The sequence below is a fragment of the Candidatus Accumulibacter vicinus genome (assembly GCF_000584955.1).
In the GTDB taxonomy this organism is placed as follows: domain Bacteria; phylum Pseudomonadota; class Gammaproteobacteria; order Burkholderiales; family Rhodocyclaceae; genus Accumulibacter; species Accumulibacter vicinus.
The window spans coordinates 370,848-371,439 of record NZ_JDSS02000019.1 but is presented as its reverse complement, the minus strand read 5'-3'; the positions used below and the strand labels follow the sequence as shown (position 1 = coordinate 371,439).

The following is a 592-nucleotide window of genomic DNA, read 5'->3' as shown; positions in this document are numbered from 1 at the left end:
CGGGCTCAAGAGGGTACAGACGCTTCCCGGCGGGGGTTCGTTGCCTACGTCCGTGGTTCGCGGTACGGGGCGCTGTTTGATCCCTACACGCTGGAAGTCCTGGACCCGAAATATCGTCTGGTGGGGGCGTTGTACTCAGTCCAGGATTTCGCCACCGGATGGAACGTATCGCCGACGGACCCCACGCATTGGTATGACACGATTGTTTTTGACGGCGAGGTCGTCAAGGTCAACGCGAAGGCAATGCCTCTGATCAACTCCCCGTCTGGAGGCGCGTCCGGCACCATCCCGTTCCTGCGCAAGGCCAGCGCCACGGAGCCCTACGGTAATCGGGTGCTGAACGCCACACAGAAGCGAGTGTTCGCAGTCGGGCGAGAAACGGTACAGGCATGGGGCGGAAGTGGCGCCGTACAGACGCTCACGCCTACGGCGCCGCGAGCGGAAGACAAAGCCATGACGATCGGGCAGAGGGTTGATCCTGCGTCGAGCAAGGCGTGGCTCGGGCAGTTGTTCTACTCGGGTGGGTCGTGGGATGACATTGGCGGCGAGTGGGGGTTCAGTTCAGCCGAGGTCGCCATGATGTTGACGCCGC

1 protein-coding gene is annotated in these 592 nt (G+C 62.7%); it reads left to right on the top strand.

From position 1 onward, the window contains the following. Positions 1 to 592, top strand: a 592-nt coding sequence (locus CAPSK01_RS08050; RefSeq protein WP_273703319.1) for a hypothetical protein, incomplete at both ends; no start/stop codon positions are given.